Raw genomic sequence first — 565 nt, 5'->3', positions numbered from 1 at the left:
AATGTGAAAGAGTATAATTATGGCAATGGCAATGGGCAACGATGGTGATGGCGAAGACGAAGTCAACAGCACCATCAACACCACACCGCTGGTCGATATCATGCTGGTCTTGCTGATCATTTTCCTTATCACCACGCCGGTGATCACGGATACGGTCAAACTCAAGCTGCCGGCAGAGCGTAACCAGATTTACAAAACCAAGCCGGAAAATATCACCATCTCGATCAGCAAAGAGGGCGATATTTACTGGAATGGCGGCATGAAACCACTGCCCGGTGGCACCGAAGATTTATTCGACAGATTGAAAGTCGAAGCCGTCAAGGTACCGCAACCGGAAGTGCATATTCGCGGCGATCAAAACGTGCGCTACGAATTTGTCGGCAAGACTATCCTCAACGCCCAGCGCGCCGGGATTACCAAGGTTGGGTTCGTGATCGAACCACCGCCTAAAAACTGAGGAACAGACTATGGCAATGCAAATGGGTTCCGGCGGCTCAGGCGAACCGGAAGTAATGATAGAAATGAACATGACGCCCCTGATCGACGTCATGCTGGTGTTGATCAT

At 50.4% G+C, this 565-nt stretch carries 1 protein-coding gene and 1 pseudogene; both read left to right on the top strand.

The features are described 5' to 3' along the window. The first annotated feature begins 19 nt into the window (after nt 1-19). Entirely contained in the window at nt 20-457 is a 438-nt protein-coding gene (locus tag QN359_RS19830) for a biopolymer transporter ExbD (RefSeq protein WP_322247750.1), read from the top strand. A 10-nt stretch (nt 458-467) separates the two neighbouring features. Continuing rightward, nucleotides 468-565: pseudogene (locus tag QN359_RS19825) on the top strand (biopolymer transporter ExbD); the annotation flags it as partial.

Source organism: Undibacterium sp. 5I2, assembly GCF_035019605.1.
Lineage (GTDB): Bacteria > Pseudomonadota > Gammaproteobacteria > Burkholderiales > Burkholderiaceae_D > Undibacterium.
This window is presented reverse-complemented; position numbering and strand designations above follow the sequence as displayed.